Source organism: Calothrix rhizosoleniae SC01 (assembly GCF_900185595.1).
In the GTDB taxonomy this organism is placed as follows: Bacteria; Cyanobacteriota; Cyanobacteriia; order Cyanobacteriales; family Nostocaceae; genus Calothrix_A; species Calothrix_A rhizosoleniae.
Genome location: NZ_FYBH01000244.1, coordinates 1 through 14,219 on the forward strand (window position 1 = coordinate 1; position 14,219 = coordinate 14,219).

The 14,219-nt window shown below is 37.3% G+C and carries 12 protein-coding genes; 9 read left to right on the plus strand and 3 right to left on the minus strand.

Features of this window, described 5'->3' with window-relative positions; all coding sequences use genetic code 11:
• From pstC to pstB, 3 genes are all read left to right on the plus strand, one after another.
• Nucleotides 1-817 (plus strand): phosphate ABC transporter permease subunit PstC (pstC, locus tag CALSC_RS14540; RefSeq protein ID WP_143288265.1); only part of this gene is annotated, 817 nt, incomplete at its 5' end.
• Between the two features lie 78 nt (nt 818-895).
• On the plus strand, nt 896-1,783 hold the full coding sequence (pstA, locus tag CALSC_RS14545) for a phosphate ABC transporter permease PstA (RefSeq protein WP_200817639.1): 888 nt from the start codon (nt 896-898) through the stop codon (nt 1,781-1,783).
• 51 nt (nt 1,784-1,834) lie between these two features.
• Nucleotides 1,835-2,614, plus strand: coding sequence for a phosphate ABC transporter ATP-binding protein PstB (gene pstB / locus CALSC_RS14550; protein ID WP_088242042.1), 780 nt, complete (start codon nt 1,835-1,837; stop codon nt 2,612-2,614).
• 309 nt (nt 2,615-2,923) lie between these two features.
• Here the strand turns inward: pstB and CALSC_RS14555 are convergent, their stop codons facing one another.
• Complete coding sequence (locus tag CALSC_RS14555) at nt 2,924-4,819, minus strand: sensor histidine kinase (RefSeq protein WP_159460627.1); 1,896 nt, start codon at nt 4,817-4,819, stop codon at nt 2,924-2,926.
• 210 nt (nt 4,820-5,029) lie between these two features.
• A complete protein-coding gene (locus tag CALSC_RS14560) occupies nt 5,030-5,380 on the minus strand; it encodes a hypothetical protein (protein WP_088242044.1) in 351 nt (116 codons plus the stop codon).
• A gap of 751 nt (nt 5,381-6,131) precedes the next feature.
• Between CALSC_RS14560 and CALSC_RS14565 the strand changes: the two genes are divergently transcribed.
• The 6 genes from CALSC_RS14565 (at nt 6,132) to CALSC_RS14590 (ending at nt 12,886) form a co-directional block, all read left to right on the plus strand.
• Nucleotides 6,132-6,752, plus strand: coding sequence for a sigma-70 family RNA polymerase sigma factor (locus tag CALSC_RS14565; protein ID WP_159460628.1), 621 nt, complete (start codon nt 6,132-6,134; stop codon nt 6,750-6,752).
• A 235-nt stretch (nt 6,753-6,987) separates the two neighbouring features.
• On the plus strand, nt 6,988-7,926 hold the full coding sequence (locus tag CALSC_RS14570) for a phosphoribulokinase (RefSeq protein ID WP_088242046.1): 939 nt from the start codon (nt 6,988-6,990) through the stop codon (nt 7,924-7,926).
• Between the two features lie 148 nt (nt 7,927-8,074).
• Nucleotides 8,075-8,806 (plus strand): RadC family protein, encoded by a 732-nt coding sequence (gene radC / locus CALSC_RS14575; protein WP_088242047.1) that lies wholly within the window; start codon nt 8,075-8,077, stop codon nt 8,804-8,806.
• A 305-nt stretch (nt 8,807-9,111) separates the two neighbouring features.
• On the plus strand, nt 9,112-10,359 hold the full coding sequence (locus tag CALSC_RS14580) for a GTPase family protein (RefSeq protein ID WP_088242048.1): 1,248 nt from the start codon (nt 9,112-9,114) through the stop codon (nt 10,357-10,359).
• Nucleotides 10,360-11,380: 1,021 nt separating this feature from the next.
• Nucleotides 11,381-11,953: a hypothetical protein gene (locus tag CALSC_RS14585; RefSeq protein WP_200817640.1), complete on the plus strand. Its 573-nt coding sequence runs from the start codon at nt 11,381-11,383 to the stop codon at nt 11,951-11,953.
• 171 nt (nt 11,954-12,124) lie between these two features.
• Nucleotides 12,125-12,886 (plus strand): armadillo-type fold-containing protein, encoded by a 762-nt coding sequence (locus tag CALSC_RS14590; RefSeq protein ID WP_088242050.1) that lies wholly within the window; start codon nt 12,125-12,127, stop codon nt 12,884-12,886.
• Nucleotides 12,887-13,263: 377 nt separating this feature from the next.
• Here CALSC_RS14590 and ftsE read toward each other — a convergent pair whose 3' ends face one another.
• Nucleotides 13,264-14,010 carry a cell division ATP-binding protein FtsE gene (gene ftsE, locus CALSC_RS14595; protein WP_088242053.1) on the minus strand — a complete coding sequence of 249 codons (747 nt, stop codon included), beginning with the start codon at nt 14,008-14,010 and terminating at the stop codon, nt 13,264-13,266.
• Between the last annotated feature and the right edge of the window lie 209 nt (nt 14,011-14,219).

Below are 14,219 nucleotides of genomic sequence, written 5' to 3' on the forward strand. Positions count from 1 at the left end.
AGCTTATCCTGCGATCGCTAAGTTTGGATTTGGGTTTTTATGGAGTCAAGAATGGGATCTTTCCGGTGACATTTATGGTGCTTTGCCCTACATTTATGGAACTTTAGTCAGTAGTACTTTGGCTTTAATGTTAGCAGTACCTGTAGGTTTAGCAGTAGCTTTAGTCACCACGGAAGATTTTTTGCCAAAATGGTTGCGATCGCCTATTGCTTTATTGGTGGAATTAATCGCAGCTATTCCCAGTGTAATTATTGGCTTATGGGGAATTTATGTTCTGATTCCATCACTAAATCCCTTACAAAAATGGCTATTTCAACATTTAAATAAAATCCCTTTGTTCAGTACTGAACCTTTTGGTCAAAGTATGTTAATTGCAGGAATAGTTTTAGCAATTATGATTTTGCCAACTATGGCTGCTATTAGTCGTGATGTTTTACTAGTAGTTCCTCAAGAATTAAGAACCGGATCTATGGCTTTAGGTTCTACCCGTTGGGAGGCTATTTTTAAAATTCTCATTCCGGCTGGTGCTTCCGGGATTGTGAGTGCAGCTATGTTGGCTTTAGGTAGAGCTTTGGGAGAAACAATGGCTGTAACAATGGTAATTGGTAACTCTTCCATAATTAGCATTTCATTACTCGAAGCAGGATATTCAATCCCAGCAGTATTAGCTAATGAATTTTCCGAGGCAGATAGTAAATTACATATTGGTTCTTTAACTTATTTAGGATTAATTTTATTTGCTTTAACTCTAGCAGTAAATATTGGTGCAGTCGTAATTATGCAGTTAATTAGGAACAAGCAAACTTCATTTAAATAGAGCTTGGTTATTATGATTTAAGCTATTAAATAGTCAAGGCTCCAAGTGAGAACCAAAGCAATGTGCGTCTACAAAAATATGGCAATAAATGTTACAAATAATCAGGAAAATATGACCGATGATTTGACAATAGAATTATGTCAACCATTAGAAGGTAAGCGGTTACTATTTAATAATGGGATGACAGCAATTATATTTATACTTTCTCTAGTTGCACTCATTCCATTAGTATCAATTACCTGGGAAATTGTAAATAGAGGAATATCTGGAATTAAATTAGAAATGTTTTGGTTGCCAGTCATTGATGATGGCTTTGCTAATGCAATTTTAGGTACTATGACAATGGTGGCGATCGCCTCTACATTAAGTATTCCCATTGGTGTCATGACGGGAATATTTTTAGCAGAGTTTAGCCAAGGCTCTCAGATTGGTAAACTGGTTCGTTTTATTAACACTATTTTGACCGGAGTCCCATCCATTGTAGTAGGCATTTTTGTCTATGGAGTTATTGTTTTAACCTTTAAAAAGTTTAGTGCTTTTGCAGGAGGATTTGCCTTAGCTGTAATTATGTTACCTGTGATTGTCCTATCAACGGAAGAAGCATTGAAACTAATTCCTAACCGTCTACGAATGGCATCTGCTGCTTTAGGTGGTACGCGGATACAAACTACATTTTGCATTGTTTTAAATGCGGCATTACCAGGAATAACCACAGGTATTTTATTAGCAGTTGCTAGAGTTACCGGTGAAACTGCACCACTGATTTTTACATCTTTGTTTAGTTTAAATTGGTCAGATGGATTATTTAGTCCCACTGCATCCATGTCTGTATTAATTTTTAATCTTTATAATGAACCATCTCCAGAAAAAACAGCACTAACTTGGACTGCTGCAATAGTTTTACTTTGTTTAGTATTGTTTACGAGTTTATTTTCCCGCATGATCACGAATAGAAGTAAATTATAACTATTAAAGAAATTTAATTGGACTTACTTTATGCATAAAAAAATAATCACTATGAGTAAATTAAGCACAGCAATTCAAGTCAATAGTCTCAACTTCTACTATGGTAAAACACAAGTATTAGCAGGAGTATCAATAGGTATTTGCAAAAATAATATTACAGCTATTATTGGTCCTAGTGGTTGCGGTAAATCGACTTTTATTAAATCTTTAAATCGAATTAGTGAGTTGGAAGCAGAAGTCAGAGTAGAAGGTAAAGTTGAATTTTTTGGTCAGAATATATACGAACGTCGAGTGAATTTAAATAGATTACGTCGTCAAATTGGTATGGTATTCCAAAAACCAAATTTATTCCCTATGAGTATTTATGATAATGTTGCTTATGGAGTAAGAATAGCTGGATGGCGACCAAGAACCGAAATTGATGAAATTGTTGAGTCTGCCATCAAAGATGCAGCCCTTTGGGATGAAGTTAAAGATAAGTTACATACATCCGCTTTAGGGCTTTCTGGAGGACAACAACAACGACTTTGTATTGCTCGTGCTTTAGCAGTTAAACCCAAGGTATTATTAATGGATGAACCTTGTTCTGCCCTTGACCCTATTGCTACTAATAAGATTGAGCAACTAATTCATATTCTGAGAAATAATTTAACTATTGTCATTGTCACCCATAATATGCAACAAGCTGCTCGAATTTCTGACTTTACTGCTTTTTTTAATACTGATGAAAGTAGAATTGGTCAAATGGTAGAATTTGGAGCTACTACCCAAATATTTAGTAAAGCTTTAGATGAACGTACCCGTGATTATATCTCTGGGCGTTTTGGGTAATATCATTTTGGATTTTAGATTTTGGATTGTGAAAGAGTGACTGCATCAGCTTTTCTGTCTTTCTATCTGTCACAATCATTTTTCAAGTTGGTATAATTTATTATTTTTTAATTCCAGATATTTTGAATTTTTACCCTCTAGATATTATTTTCTATAGGGCAAAGAATAATTTTATTTATTTATTTTAAGTATAAAAATATAGCACTACACAATATTAGAGTGCAGACATTATTGAATGCCCAAACCTATGAGTAATAAACTTATTACTTATTACTTATTAATTATTACTTGCGTTGTGATCTCAACATCTCACAACTTCCAAACTAGCTTGTTCACCATTCCACCATCAGCCAAAGTAAATCGTTCCCATTTACCTCCAGGAATTTCTGTAGCAATGGTTTCCATGATTTTAGTCCCGTAACTACCACCATGAACTTTACTCACAAAACCTTCTGCAAAGGAGCCATCATTCTCTAACATTAAAACACACTCAGCACCCGACTGAACTAAACTTACTTTGACTGTAGTTGCATTACCTTGGGGTGGTTGAGCATGACGAATTACATTCGCAACTGCTTCTCTAAAGAAACGGAAAATATCTTCCCGCGCATCAATCCAAGCACTATCCAACTCTGGCTCTTTCAGGGGTTGAATGTTATCAATAATTTTTAAAGTCAATTCTCCAGAATTAACTAATTCCTTTAATCTACTCCGGATTCCTATATCTAAACCAGAGCGTAATTCAGGTGTGATTTTGAGTTTATTGGCAATGATGCGAATATCATTTAATTGAGCGCGAATATCACGGTTTACTTGCAGCAATTTTTCTAAAATTGGCTCAGTATTTAAACTAGGATTATCAAGCTGCCAAATTTCAATCCGATCCATTACCACCTTAAGTTCTTGCAATGGGTGATCATGAATATCAGAAGCAATACGATACAATAACTTGCGAGCTTGTAAAACAGCAGCTTTTTTTTCTGCTAGCTGCCGCTGTTTTAACTCATCTTGCTTTAACAGTTGAGCAATCCACAAACAAGCTGTAAGAGAAATTCCTGTTACTAACCAAATCAACATTGGTAAAGCGATGGGAAAGATTGACCCATGATAAAAACATAACAAGTATAAACTACCATATCCCCCCATCACCCCTAATATGGGCAGCATACCCCACTTGTGATACCAATTACCTGTCTTGGTAATACCGCTAATAATAAATTTACTAACAACGACAACACCAAATAAAACAATCCCTAACTGTAAAACATTATGTATCGTTGTATATAATGAGTTTGTCATCAAGCTGTTAATTAAATTTGCTTGAACTTCTAAAGCTGACATTCTTGTACCAGCAACTGATAAGAAATCATGTTGCTCTGTGACACCAATTAAGACAATTTTATGACGAAATTGCTGAAAAATTTGTTGATTATCATCGGGGATCTCACATCGATCAGATAGAGTTGTGACAAAACACAGTTCCTCTATATTAGTAGTCTTAAAAGTGCCTTTTTTGCCAATAAAATTAATATAACCAGATGGGGAAGATGGGATGAATTGCTTCTGGTAATTTAGGAATTTATTGTACTTATACCAAGATAGCCATGCTGCTGATTTTAACTTTATGGGTTTGTTAGTATCTGATCGAATAAACTCACCAACTGATTTTACTTTACGTTCTGGATGAAGCAGTAAATTAGGATTTTTTGTGTAAGATACATATTCAAAAAAACCCTGTATATTTTCTATTTCTACTGCTGTCTTTAGATCATTCTTAAAAGGTATAAAATGATTATATATTGGCAAGCGTGGAGCTTTATTTTGATTCAGAGAAATAGATCTGATTGCTAAGACAATGCGATTACTATACTTATCCACTAAGTTAATAATCTTATCTTCTCCTCCCTCTACCTTTGTTTTCCAATTATCAGGAAAATTCAAGACTACAACAGCAGCTTTTTCTTGTAATAAACGTTCAGTCAAATCAGCGTAGAAAGAAGGCTTTAATAATGCCTGTTCTGCGGAAATATTGATTAATGCAATTTCATTAGTCTTTTTTCCCGATTTACGCAGTAAAATCAAACTATCATTTACCTGGTCTTCTATTTTTCTCACCACGGGAACATTAGATAGTAGTAGACCATAAGTAAAACTACATCCTATCCCTAGACAGATAACTGCTTTTTGCCATGTATTGCCAAACACTATGCCTCCTCATTATTTCTACTGAAATAGAGTCGATAGGCAATTACTCAATGGCATGGAAACCTTCGAGAATTACACGTAACTACTTATAACAACCAATCCTCGATGGGAAATTACGGATTTCAGTAAGTCATTCCCATTATCATCTTATCTAAAAAGGGAGAGCGAAGAAAAAATTTTCAGAAAACAGCATAATCTATCCCTTATTTCTCATTGCGATCTTTTTAATAAATAACGAATAACTCTACTCTTGGGTTTACTCTGCTTCAAGGTGATGCATAATTTAGTACCACACTTCTGAACTCGCCATAAGTTTCCACTTCTTGTCTTTCCTGATGAGTGTTTTAGTCTTAAACGCTTGCCTTGATCCGGGCCAGAATAGAAAGTAATGTTGTTACCGTTTTTAGCTAGCTGTAATCTTACATAGCCTCCGCGACCTTCGCCACGGGTAATTTGTCCCCTTCCGCTCCACATTTCAGCGGCGATCGCAGGTGATACCAAGGTACATAATATGGCTCCCATTGTGCTAATTGCTGCTATTGGATGATAAACAGATTTCATGATTCAACCTACTCCTTTTAATATGACTGTGACGACAAAATACTATAAATGGCTCAAACAATGCAGGATAGCATTTTATACTTAAAGACTTTTGGAATAGGTTGTGAGTTCCGCAGAATATATAAATATTTTATCTTTATTTATCAGTAAATTAAGCGCTTTATACAACAACATCACTGACATATTTTATCAGTTTAATTACTTAATAAAACACCCTGTAAAAAGTTTTAGTAAATACTATCTTATTGTTTAGATCTAAGTATTTACTTTCACCCACCCTAAAAATTACCTCCCAATAATAATGGGGGCTTATTGAAAAATTTGTTGGCAAAAATAGTAAAAAACTTAGCTGCAAACCTGATATTACTTTCCTGGAGAATGGTGATTTCTAAGGAAATCTACATAGTACTGACTCATTTGTGGTCAGAAGTCATGTATTTGGGATTGCTTCTTCGGGTCAAAATGACTGTATTTACGCTATTTGTGCGTAAGTTTTACTATATATCTTATTACATATAGTATATCAAAGAAGCGATCGCTAAAGTATGCGTAAAACCGCATATTGACTTGAGTAAACTAGCAAATAAGTCTGCGTGGATATCCGTATTCTTCTAGCTGAAGCTATCGCTAACATAACAATTACTGGTGAATGGATAATAGTTCCACACTCTTAATCCACTTCACCACTATCAAAGATAAACACCATATCTCATCAATCTCGCTTCAGCGTTATTTTGGAGAATATATTCATATGGTTAATAAATCATTGCCAAAAACTTACGAACAACTACTAGCTGATCCACAATATAGACAATTAATTACCAAGATTGCCTACAAATACACCAGAGGTAGTTCAGTTTACTGGGAAGATGCCGTGCAAGTTGCTCATATGAAAATTATCCAAGCCGTACAAGCTGGAAAATTTCGTCCCCAACTAGCTCCAAATTTTTCTCCTTGGGCTGCAACAATTGCTCGTAATGCGATTGTAGATTTTGTTCGTTATGAAAAGCGGCGTAATTGTCGCAGTCTAGAAGAACCGATTTCTGGAACAGATTTATCCTTGGCAGATATTCTTCCTGATCAATCGAATCAATTAGAAAATGTCGAACATGCAGATTTACTACAAACAGTGGTGCAAGCAATTAAAAAATTGGCTATTTCCCATCCAGAACGTCAATATATGTTGCTCTGGCAGGGATTAGTTACAGGAAAAAAACAAACTCAACTGGCTGCTGAATTAGGAGTTAACCAAAGTGAGATTTCTAGACGCAGAAAAGAACTGTTAGGAAAGTTGACAAAGGAATTAAATATCCTCCCAGAATCCACCACACCAAAAGCACCTATGCAAAGTATGAATTATGCGATCGCTTAAGTTAGAGAATTAATCGATTCCGCATCAATTTTGGTTACTTAGGAAACAAAATCTCTACAAGTATTTGTATATATTAGAACCATGTTGATGCAGTATAGATGAAATTGAACATTAACTGAATAGTTAGCTCCTAAAAAATTATTCTTCTGCTTGAGTTATTTCTCATTAATTTATACAATTAGCAAATTAGCATACAAGTAAAAAATAAACTTTAATATGCAGGCAGGGGGTAATCATGGGCCGTCCAATCATTTTAGGCATCGTCGGTGACAGTGCTGCGGGTAAAACAACACTGACGAAAGGGATTGCTCAAGTTTTGGGCCCAGAAAATGTAACTGTGATCTGTACCGATGATTACCACCGCTATGATCGCAAACAACGGGCAGAAATTGGAATTACAGCCCTACATCCCGAATGCAATCATTTAGATATCATGCAGCAGCATTTATCCCTACTGAGAACGGGTCAACCAATTCTCAAACCAATCTATAGCCACAAAACCGGGACATTCACAGCACCAGAATATATCAAACCCACTAAATTTGTGATTGTAGAAGGCTTACTTGGTTATTCCACCCGTGGAGCACGGGACAGTTACGATGTCAAGGTTTACTTAGCGCCACCCGAACCCTTAAGAGCACAATGGAAAATTAAACGAGATACTCAAAAACGTGGATACACAGAAGAGCAAGTATTAGGAGAGTTGCAGAAACGAGAACCAGACTCAGAAGAGTTTATTCGTCCCCAACGCCAATGGTCTGATATTGTAGTCAGTTTCTATCCACCCAATGAAGATGAAAATCAAAATAATGGGCATTTGAATGTGCGCTTAGTTATGCGCCCCACTATTCCCCATCCTGATTTCACTCAGATTATTGACTTCAGCAATGCCAATTCCCAATCTCCGATTCGTTTAGAACTTGACCGAGATATGAGTAAACCCGTTGATGTGTTAGAGGTGGACGGTCATGCAACCTTAGAACAGGTTGCCAAATTAGAGCGGATTATTTGTTCTGATATGCCCTATTTAACAAATGTGTGCAATCGTGAAGTCAATCCAGAATTAGGTAAAGTTGCGGGTACAACTGGAGAAACATTACAAAGTTATCCCCTCGCTCTGACTCAGTTATTGATTACTTACCATATGCTCAAGGCAACACAAATACATCCGTAGTTTTAAAGTAATAAATAATAAGTAATAAGTAATAAGTAATCTAACGATGGAAATATTAAATATTTAGTTGAATATACATATATTTCTAGGCATGGTAGGGGATAAATAAAGATAAGTTCATCTACTATCTTTTTTCCTCAATTTATCCATGACTTACTGCCTGAGAGTTGCTGACATTCCTACTAATGAGCGTCCGCGAGAGAGGTTAATCACTAATGGAGCCAAATTTTTAGCCACTGCGGAGTTAATTGCTATTCTTCTGGGTACGGGACAAGGAGCAGGAAAGCTCTCAGCTATTGGCTTGGGACAATACATCTTACATGAATTAGGAAAATGCGATCGCGATCCCCTAGCAACTCTACGGAATATTAGTCCTGCTGAGTTGATGCAGATACCAGGTATTGGTCCAGCAAAAGCAACTACAATCCTCGCAGCCATTGAATTAGGGAAACGGACATTTCAATTCCGTCCTGATGAACGGACAGAAATTGATAGTCCAATCACAGCCGCAGCAGCTCTCAGTCAAGATTTAATGTGGCAAACTAAGGAAAGATTTGCCGTACTCTTGTTAGATGTCAAGAATCGCTTACTGGGAACCAAAGTCATTACTATTGGTACTGCAACAGAAACCTTAGCTCCTCCCAGAGACATATTTCGGGAAGTTATTCGCCAAGGAGCAACTAGGCTGATAGTAGCTCATAACCATCCCTCTGGTAACCTAGAGCCTAGTCAAGAAGATATTGATTTGACACGCCAGTTATTAGCAGGAAGTCAACTTCTGAGTATTCCTTTGTTAGATCATCTGATTTTAGGTGATGGTAATCATCAGAGCTTAAGAGAAATTACTCCCTTATGGGATGAGTATCCCCAAGGAGATTAATTTAGGATACCAATTTGATATCCTAAAATCATAAGTCATAAGTAAGAATGCCGATTTGTTCAGCTTTTAACTTACATATTAATTTGGTATTAGTTAATTGCTAAAACTCTTATTGCTTCTGCCTCCTACCTTGATGTTGTGCATTTATATCTGGGTGACAGCTAATCAGAAGCGAAGCAACCAGGCTAAAGCGCCTGTTGTGTAGCATCCTTTTAGAATCCCCTCGCCCTCAGGCTGGGGGGCAGTCAATAATGGGTATGATTCGTTTGTGTGAATACTTGCTCAAATTTTTTGACAAATGATAAATGAACAAACATTGGAAAAGTCGCATTGTTGATGCTTGGAATCAAACAACAACTCGTTTAAGCCAACTGCTACCCATAGATAAAGCCGCACAAACTACGTTGCAATGGTTTAGTGTCAGCGATGACCAAGTAGCAGAAATTTTAGAGACTGTTAGAGCAGAATTGCCCACCACAGAGGCATTGTTAATTGGTAAGCCGCAAGCAGGTAAAAGTTCTATTGTCCGGGGCTTAACAGGAGTCTCCTCAGCAATTATTGGTCAAGGATTTCGCCCCCATACTCAACACACCCAACGTTATGCCTATCCTTCCCAGGATCTACCTTTACTTGTTTTTACTGACACAGTAGGTTTGGGAGATACAAAAAAGGATAATCAAGCAATTATTCAAGAACTGGTTGGGGATTTACAGCAAGAAAGTCGGGGAGCGAGGGTATTAATTCTCACAGTTAAAATCAATGATTTTGCTACTGATAGTCTGGGCAAAATTGCCCAAGAATTACGTCAGCAATATCCAGATGTTCCTTGTTTATTAGTAGTAACTTGTTTGCATGAGTTGTATCCACCAACCACAGGAGAACATCCCACATATCCACCAGATATTGAAGATATTAATCGGGCTTTTGGTGCCATACAAGCAGATTTTGCTGGATTATATGATCGGGCAGTATTAATTGATTTTACTCTAGAAGCAGATGGTTACAACCCCGTATTTTACGGCTTAGAAGAATTAACAGATTCTCTAGCAAACCTGCTACCAGAAGCTGAAGCTAGGGCAATTTATCAGTTATTAGAAAAAGAAGTCGGGGAAGAAATTGGTAATCTCTACCGAGATGTAGGTGGGCATTATATGTTGGCATTTTCAATTATGGCAGCTGCCCTAGCGGCGGTTCCTCTACCTCTTGCCACTATGCCTGTATTAACCGCACTACAATTATCAATGGTAGGTTTGCTAGGAAAATTATATGGGCAAACCATGACTCCATCCCAAGCAGGAGGTTTAGTAAGTGCGATCGCTGGGGGTTTTATTGCTAAGGCTGTAGGTAGGGAATTAATTAAATTTATACCTGGCTTAGGTAGTGTAATTGCGGCATCCTGGGCTGCTGCATATACGTGGGCATTGGGTGAAGGTGCTTGCGTCTATTTTGGCGATTTAATGGGGGGTAAAAAACCAGACCCTAAGAAGATTCAATCTGTAATGCAGGATGCTTTTCAGGAAGCCAAGGAAAGGTTCAAGGAAATTAATAAGTAAACAAGTCCAATTTATCCAAAGTTTCACCAACATAGGGAGTAGAGAGTAGGGAGTAGGGTCAGAGGAAAAATAGCCTACTCCAGGATGGTTTGTTCGCATTAGCGTTAGCGAAGCGTCTCCTGAAGGGAGATAGCGTCTCCTGAAAGGAGATAGCGTGTCCGGTAGGACATAGCCCCCGGATTGATCCGTGGAAAGTTAAGAAAATTTGGGTGGAGAGGCGCAAGCCCGACAGATAAAACGTCAACATTAAATCCCCTACTTTTAAGTATGGGGCATCCCCATCCCTATTCCCACGCCCCTACCCCCTACTCCCTCGTTAATGGATATACTTAACGGGTGACAACAAGAATAGAATTATGACTGGGGTTAGGTTTTAGAGGTCAGGGGTTAGAGAGAAATAAGTTTTAATTACCCTTTCCCTTTGAGTGTTAGATTACATCTGAAGTAAATCACATATTACTCAAAGGTCTGACCACTTTGGGGTTCTTCACAGATTGCAATATGAAAATATGAGATTTCCCCATCACCTAACACCCAAACCCCAATCCCTGCCTCCATTTAAAGCTTCTTGTTACCACTTATGAACGGGATATGATATCTGTGCTGTTGAGAATATTAAGCTGAGAGGAATTTAAGCACCAATTATATTGAGAAAAATATTAATAATAGAAATGCAAATTCAATTATTAATTTGCTCACTATCCGTCTTGATATAGATTAAGCAGATGTAAAATCACTGTTTATCTTGTAAAGATTTAGTATTTTTTTTGTCATTCAAGATACGCAGATACTTGTAAAGTACTGTTATATGTAGGTTTTCACAGATAACTCCTATTACCCACAAACAACACATGTATAATATTTATGTGGTAATCTATCAGAGATATCACTGATAATTATATGTGTCTAAAAATTGTCAAACATTAGTTCAGGGCTCATTAGAAAATCTAGATTATTTATTGTAGCTATCACTGTTATGAATGATCTGATTTTTCTCTAGGCAATCGTTCAGTGGGGCGTCATGATAAGGCAGACTTATAATCAATCAAATACTTGCTCAAAGATTGTTAACCCTGCATATGCATTTGACAACTTTGATAATAAAGATCGAGTTCATATTTTAGCTGCTCGCCATCATTTTGGCAGTAGTACTGAAACTAGAGCGAAAAATGTATGTTTAAAATTTACAAGTCTAAAATGTTTTGAAATTGTGGAGCGTCAATATGAGAACCAAGGAGTAGTTTTCAGTAATTGTATTGCCATACAACCTTCTAATCCTGCTTTTCCGATTCAATCTGGAATGTTGGTGCTTATGGGTTCACCTCAAAGTGGACTATTAGAAGCAAGCTTTGTCCGTCCAGTTCAAGAAGTCAAAGCTTTGATTACTAGTTCCCAGCGATTAGTACTCTCAGCGTACGATAGAAATGGACAATTGCTGGCTCAAAGCATTTTACCAGGGGCTAATCTTGCTAATTCAGATTCTCCAGTACCTCCTAATGCTTTATTGTGTGTGCAAGCAAATAATATTCACCGCATTACCTTCTGTGCTTTTGATGGTCAATTTACTGTAGAAGAATTTAGTTTTTGTTTATAGCTGCACAATTTATAAAACACGGTGATAGAATTTCAAGCAATGCCTTTAACCTATGATATGCGATCGCTAGATTGTTGATTGGGTAATGGCAAATGGAAAATATTGACCAATAGCTGGTAAAACTTATACTTATACTTTAATGTTGTAGATCGAATAGGAAAGAACAGCACCGTGGCACAGGCTTCGTCTTCTTGGCAGCAATTGATTAATCAAGTACCCAATTGGGTGTTTCCAGATTTAAAGATGGGAGCCACAAAACAGCATAATTTACAAAAATACAAAGAACCAGGTATTCTACTGGGATTACTAACCATCATTATTGCTATGCTGCTGTGGGACTGGAAACTGCTGATGGCAAGTGCTGTGGGGATTGGGATGATGATATTAATCTACTCAATGTATCAGTGGAACTGGCACAAAAATTGGTATGAGATCCGCCAGTTTTTCCGCAGCCCCCATAGTCGATTAACTATTGCAGTGGCTAGTGGTGGTATTGCTTGTGTAACTACTTATATGGCAGCATCCGTTTGGGTTGATAGTAGTAGCCACTGGATTGCTGCGGGTGCCATTCTCCAAGCTATGGGGACACTGGTAACAGTAATTTTATTGATATGGCAACTGATTCAATTTTATGGTATTCGAGAAGAAAATTACATAGATAAATTACTGTATAATTTGACAGCAAGAGAGCCTCTCAAACGTTTGCTGGCAGTGCGACAACTGACTAAATTATACCTTCGCCAGGGTCTAGAAGCAGAGGTACAACAAAATATTATTGATTGTTTGCGCTTGCTTTTAAGTCAAGAAGAGGAAACTGTAATTCATCAAGCAATCTTAGAAGCTTTGCAGACTTTAGAGACGAGTCATGTTTTATCTTCTAGTAAGTTAAAAATGATTAAAGTCAGAAATAAAGTCAAGCAAAGTATTTATTAGGCATCTTCAAAAACTATCAAAACAATGCGGGAGGACGAGAACCCCTATCTTTTAAGGAGGGGATGAAATCCGACTCGCAGGACTTTAGTCCGGCGTTTTCAGTGATACCATAGAAAAAGGTTATGCTAACCCAGGATGAAAAACTCCAAAAATAAAACGTGTTAGCAGAACTGGAAAACCCAAAAGTAGCCGTACAGCCTAGAAATAGGTCGAGGCAGGTAGAACTGTTTGAGCCAGTCAAAGCCTCTTTAGGGCAGAACAACGTTATGCAGTGCGGCTTTAGCCCATGTAGTAACAACAGTTCGGAATCCTGGTTTTTCAAAGCCAGGAGAGTTCAAAGCCAGACGTAAAATTTTACATCTGGCATCAACAAAATATTATTTTCTATAGAGCCTACCATTACGTACCTGTACCAATGGATGATTGCAGCGCCTCACTAATTGTTCATCATGGGTAGTGACGATTACCGTAGCTCCAAAAGAGTTTAACTTCTTAAAAATTTGTAGAATTTGCCAGGAATTATCAGGATCGAGGTTTCCTGTGGGTTCATCGGCTAATATCAGGGGTGGTGTAGCTACTATTGCTCTGGCTATACTTGCTCTTTGTTGTTCTCCTCCAGAAAGTTGCTCGGGAAAACAATTAGCTTTGTTATGTAAACCTACCAGCTTTAAAGTTGGCTCTAAACGGCGTTGAATTTCCTTGCGAGTATAGCCTTGAGCCAGTAGTACCAATGCCACATTTTCTCCTACTGTTCTTTGGGGAATTAGCTTATAGTCTTGAAAGACTACACCAATACGCCTGCGAAATAATGATAAGCGATCGCCCCGCAATTTAGAAACATTACATTCATCAACAATCACTTCTCCTTGGGTAGGTAATTCCTCACCATATAGGAGTTTCAAAAGAGTTGATTTACCAGCGCCACTAGCTCCTGTAATAAATAGAAAGTCACCTTTTTTCACTTCTAAGCTTACGTCCACAAGTGTATGACAACCATTTCCATAGGTTTTACTCACAGAGCTTAATTGCACCATTTTTGTTGCATTACTGTCTCTGGGAGTTTCCTCAAATTTCGGAAAATGGGTAAATTGCTGAGTCTTTTCTGGGGAAATTAATACTGGCATTGCTAAATCTTTTTGAAACCCATAATAGAACTTCTTAAAAGTCATGATTCCCAACTGGAACCCATTAATATCAAATATCCAGTCTAAATTTTGATCCCCAATAAAATTCAGTAAAAATCACTATTCAAAACCACTAATAGCTGTATAAACAAGTAAAAATACGTAAAATATCTCAGGACTTGTAAATCACAAAACAAGCAATAGAAATA

Bases quoted from the DNA above. Each gene is read 5' to 3' on its own strand.
- pstA (WP_200817639.1), top strand. From the start codon at position 896: ATGGCAATAAATGTTACAAATAATCAGGAAAATATGACCGATGATTTG.
- pstB (WP_088242042.1), top strand. From the start codon at position 1,835: ATGAGTAAATTAAGCACAGCAATTCAAGTCAATAGTCTCAACTTCTAC.
- CALSC_RS14560 (WP_088242044.1), bottom strand. From the start codon at position 5,380: ATGAAATCTGTTTATCATCCAATAGCAGCAATTAGCACAATGGGAGCC.
- CALSC_RS14565 (WP_159460628.1), top strand. From the start codon at position 6,132: ATGGTTAATAAATCATTGCCAAAAACTTACGAACAACTACTAGCTGAT.
- CALSC_RS14570 (WP_088242046.1), top strand. From the start codon at position 6,988: ATGGGCCGTCCAATCATTTTAGGCATCGTCGGTGACAGTGCTGCGGGT.
- radC (WP_088242047.1), top strand. From the start codon at position 8,075: ATGACTTACTGCCTGAGAGTTGCTGACATTCCTACTAATGAGCGTCCG.
- CALSC_RS14580 (WP_088242048.1), top strand. From the start codon at position 9,112: ATGAACAAACATTGGAAAAGTCGCATTGTTGATGCTTGGAATCAAACA.
- CALSC_RS14585 (WP_200817640.1), top strand. From the start codon at position 11,381: ATGATAAGGCAGACTTATAATCAATCAAATACTTGCTCAAAGATTGTT.
- ftsE (WP_088242053.1), bottom strand. From the start codon at position 14,010: ATGCCAGTATTAATTTCCCCAGAAAAGACTCAGCAATTTACCCATTTT.